Origin of the sequence: Bradyrhizobium sp. Leo170, from assembly GCF_004296405.1 — a bacterium.
Lineage (GTDB): Bacteria > Pseudomonadota > Alphaproteobacteria > Rhizobiales > Xanthobacteraceae > Bradyrhizobium.
On sequence record NZ_PSRR01000534.1, the window covers coordinates 1 to 3580 of the forward strand.

Sequence of the window (3580 nt, forward strand, 5' to 3'; positions counted from 1 at the left end):
CCAGAGACCCCAATCCGCCGTGTTCGTTGGCATCAATCGCAATTGCCCGCATTCGCCGAATCCTCCGTCGCGTTCTCGTGAACGGAGGTAAGTCAGCATGGTGCGGCGGCTCGGACCCTCTGTTGAATTAACGGGGGGCCGGCGAGCTCCCAGTTGCGTGAGTCGCTTCGTGGGCGTCGATTCTGGGTCTGTCGGCGATCGAAATCCGGCGGCAAAAGGATACGCCTGGACTGTAAGATTAACGGGGGGACGAAACGTCATCGCGGCGTTTGGGCCTGCAAGATAAGCCCGCGATAACATTGAGCAAATTAGTACGAATCAGCGGCTTACGTTGTGCTGCGAGAAGGCGCCGTTAAGTATCTGTTAACCTTAAAGGACTGGACGAAAGCCGAGAATCGTGACCTAGCTTTAGCGGGCAAAGGGCGGCAAACCGCCTACTGGCCGACAGCGAAGGAATGAATCGGCAATGGAAGCGCAGGCCCGGACCGATATTCAAATTGAAGATCCCGCCAACAAGATTATCCGGCACGCGGGAATGCTCTCTGAACATCTGCAGGCCAGGCGTCAGCAGATGTATCCCCCGGACGCTCAGAAAAGTCTACGGCATTTTATGACCCATGAGGTCTCGAAGCTGACCTCGATTCCGGAATCGACTCTCAAGTTGATGTCGAACGAAGGGAAAGGCCCCCTTCCCGCCCGGCTGGAGAACAACCATCGCGCATATACGCTCGCGCAGATTAATGAGCTTCGCGAGCTGTTTGCCGCTCAGCGTCCGGCAGATGCCTTGAGGTTCTTGCCTCATCGTCGGCCAGGCGAGCATCTGCAGGTTCTGGCGGTCGCGAATTTCAAGGGTGGCAGTGCCAAGACGACAACCAGCGCGCACCTTGCCCACTATCTGGCTCTCCAGGGCTATCGCGTCCTTGCGATCGACCTCGATCCCCAAGCGTCGTTGTCGGCCATGTTCGGTGCGCAGCCGGAGATCGATGTCCAGCAGAACGAGACCATCTATGCGGCCCTGCGCTACGACGACGAGCGTCGACCCATCGCTGACATCATCCGGCCGACCTATTTCACTGGTATCGACCTCATTCCCGGAAATATCGAGGTAATGGAGTACGAGCACGAGACGCCGCGGTATTTGTCGAAGCGGCAGGCGGACTCCGAGAGCATCTTTTTCGAACGATTGCGCCTCGCATTGACGGACGTCGAAGACGCCTACGATGTCATCATCCTCGACACGCCACCTTCGCTCGGCTTCCTGACGTTGGGTGCCATCTATGCGGCGACCGGGCTCCTCGTGACAGTCCACCCTGCAATGCTCGATGTCATGTCGATGAGCCAGTTCTTGCTGATGATGGGCGATCTCATATCGGTCATCCGCGAAGCCGGCGCGACGATGGAGCAGGACTTCCTTCGCTATGTCGTGACCCGGCACGATCCTTTCGACCAATCTCAAGTCCGGGTCGTGACCATGCTTCGGCACCTGTTCACGGAAGACGTGCTGACAGCAACCGCGATCGCAAGCTCAGCCATCGAGACCGCTGGTTTGGCGAAGCGCACGCTCTATGAGCTGGAACCGGGCAACATCTCGGCCGCGACCACCAAGCGCGCACGAGAATCCATTGATGCGGTTAATGATCAGATCCTCGCACTGATCGCTCGGGCTTGGGGGCGCGCATGACCAATAAACGTCCTTCAGGTCGATCGATCCTCGCCAATTTCGGCTCGTTCTCCGAGCCCGAGATGGCGCCGTCCAGCCCCTCTCCTTCCCCGAGCGCGGATACGCCGATCCAACCTCCGGCCCGTGTTGGAGCCGGGGTGATCGGAGCAACACAGCGTTCGCTGGCGGAGTTGCGAGGAGAGCGTGACCGGCTCCAAGCGCTGGTCGACGCCGGTGGCGGCTCGGAGCTCGATCCCTCCTCTATCGATCCATCGCCTTTCCCAGACCGGCTGCCCGATGACAGCCAGGTCGAGTTCGAAGCGCTCAAGAAACTCATCGCCGAAGAAGGCCAGAAGGTGCCGATCCAAGTCCGGCGGCATCCGATCGCCAATGGCCGGTACCAAGTCGTTTATGGCCATCGGCGCTGGCGGGCGGCCTTGGATCTCGGCATCAAAGTCAAAGCCACGGTTGTCGCGCTGTCGGACAGCGAACTTGTCGTCGCTCAGGGTATCGAGAACGCGGCACGTCAGGATCTGAGCTGGATCGAGCGCGCGCTTTTCACGTGGCGAATGGATCAGGCCGGGATCAAGCCCCGCGACATCCGAGCCGCTCTTTCGATCGACGACCCGGAGCTTGCTCGCCTCCGGGCGGTCTGCCGAGCCGTCCCGGTCGAGGTGATCGAGGCGATAGGCCGGGCGCCGAAGGCGGGCCGGCCCCGCTGGGTCGCGCTCGCGACTGCGATTGGAGAAGACCCGCCTGCGTTGGATCGGGTGCGCAAAACCTTGTCAGCTGACAAGGTTTCGACGCTGCCCTCCGACGATCGATTCAAGCTCGTCTTTGCAGCCGTAAGGCAGCCGCCGGCGCGATCTCATAATGAGTTCGAGCTGCGTAGCCCGGCAGGAAGGGTCTTGGGCAAAGCGACTTTCTCAAAGGGCGATATCAAACTTACCGTCTCCGACAAGCACGCGTCTGAGTTCGGCGCCTTCCTCGAGGAAGAGCTGCCGGGTCTGGTGGAAAGATTTTTTGACCGGGAGGGCACTGAGTGATTTTCGGCGCGCGGTCAAACCTTGTCAGATGACAAGGTTTGGTTGGGCGGCGGGAAGGGCGGAGGCCTCGGCCGAAGCCGGACGATGGCGCAACAAACACAGAGGTAGCATGCGGTAAAAAGAAAGGCCCCCGAAACAGTGTCCCGGAAGCCTCTCTCGTATGTTTGGCGGCAACGAGAATCTCACTTCCGCGAATCACAGTCAAGAGCCTCTTCGAGGCGTTGGACACCGTTTTGGTGAGCGCTTTCGCTTTGCCTAAAAGCTGAAAGACACAACCATGACGCAATCCATATCAACGACGCCCTTTGGGCGGCGGCCGATGACGCTTGGCATGATTTCGAGCCAGCTGGCCGCGAAGGCAAAGCCAGAGACCGCCATTGTTCACAAATGGCACGTCTTTCAGCACATCAAGGAGGCGCGCCAGGTTCTCGGCGCCACCGACCGTGCGCTCACGATCCTGCACGCGCTGTTGTCATTCCATCCGGAGATCGCGCTCGAGGCTGACAGCGAGTTGATCGTCTGGCCCTCCAACGAGCAGCTGATGGCGCGGGCCAACGGGATGCCGCCGACGACGCTACGCCGGCATCTCGCCGTCCTGGTCGACTGCGGTTTGATCATTCGCAGGGACAGCCCGAACGGCAAGCGCTATGCGCGCAAGGGGCAGGGCGGAGAGATCGAGCAGGCCTATGGCTTTGACTTGGCTCCGATGGTGGCCCGCGCCGAGGAGTACAAGACGCTCGCGGCTACCGTGCAGGCCGAGAAGAAGGCGCTCCGCGTAGCCAAGGAGCGTCTCACCATCCTGCGCCGGGACATCGTCAAGATGATCGAGGCCGGGCTTGAGGAGGGCGTGCCGGGAAATTGGAAGCGGTTTCAG

Annotated in this window: 3 protein-coding genes; all 3 read left to right on the forward strand. The window is 60.4% G+C overall.

All coding sequences use genetic code 11. The annotated features are described in order from the left end of the window. Positions 1 to 466 precede the first annotated feature (466 nt). On the forward strand, positions 467 to 1681 hold the full coding sequence (gene repA, locus CWO89_RS41910; protein ID WP_130230070.1) for a plasmid partitioning protein RepA: 1215 nt from the start codon (positions 467 to 469) through the stop codon (positions 1679 to 1681). Then, positions 1678 to 2706 (forward strand): plasmid partitioning protein RepB, encoded by a 1029-nt coding sequence (gene repB, locus CWO89_RS41915; RefSeq protein ID WP_130230072.1) that lies wholly within the window; start codon positions 1678 to 1680, stop codon positions 2704 to 2706. The genes repA and repB overlap by 4 nt, the downstream gene beginning before the upstream one ends. A gap of 277 nt (positions 2707 to 2983) precedes the next feature. Continuing rightward, on the forward strand, positions 2984 to 3580 hold a 597-nt coding region (gene repC, locus CWO89_RS41920), incomplete at its 3' end, for a plasmid replication protein RepC (RefSeq protein WP_283813582.1).

What these genes read in the sequence shown, in the direction of transcription:
- repA (WP_130230070.1), top strand. Translation starts at nt 467, where the DNA reads ATGGAAGCGCAGGCCCGGACCGATATTCAAATTGAAGATCCCGCCAAC.
- repB (WP_130230072.1), top strand. Translation starts at nt 1,678, where the DNA reads ATGACCAATAAACGTCCTTCAGGTCGATCGATCCTCGCCAATTTCGGC.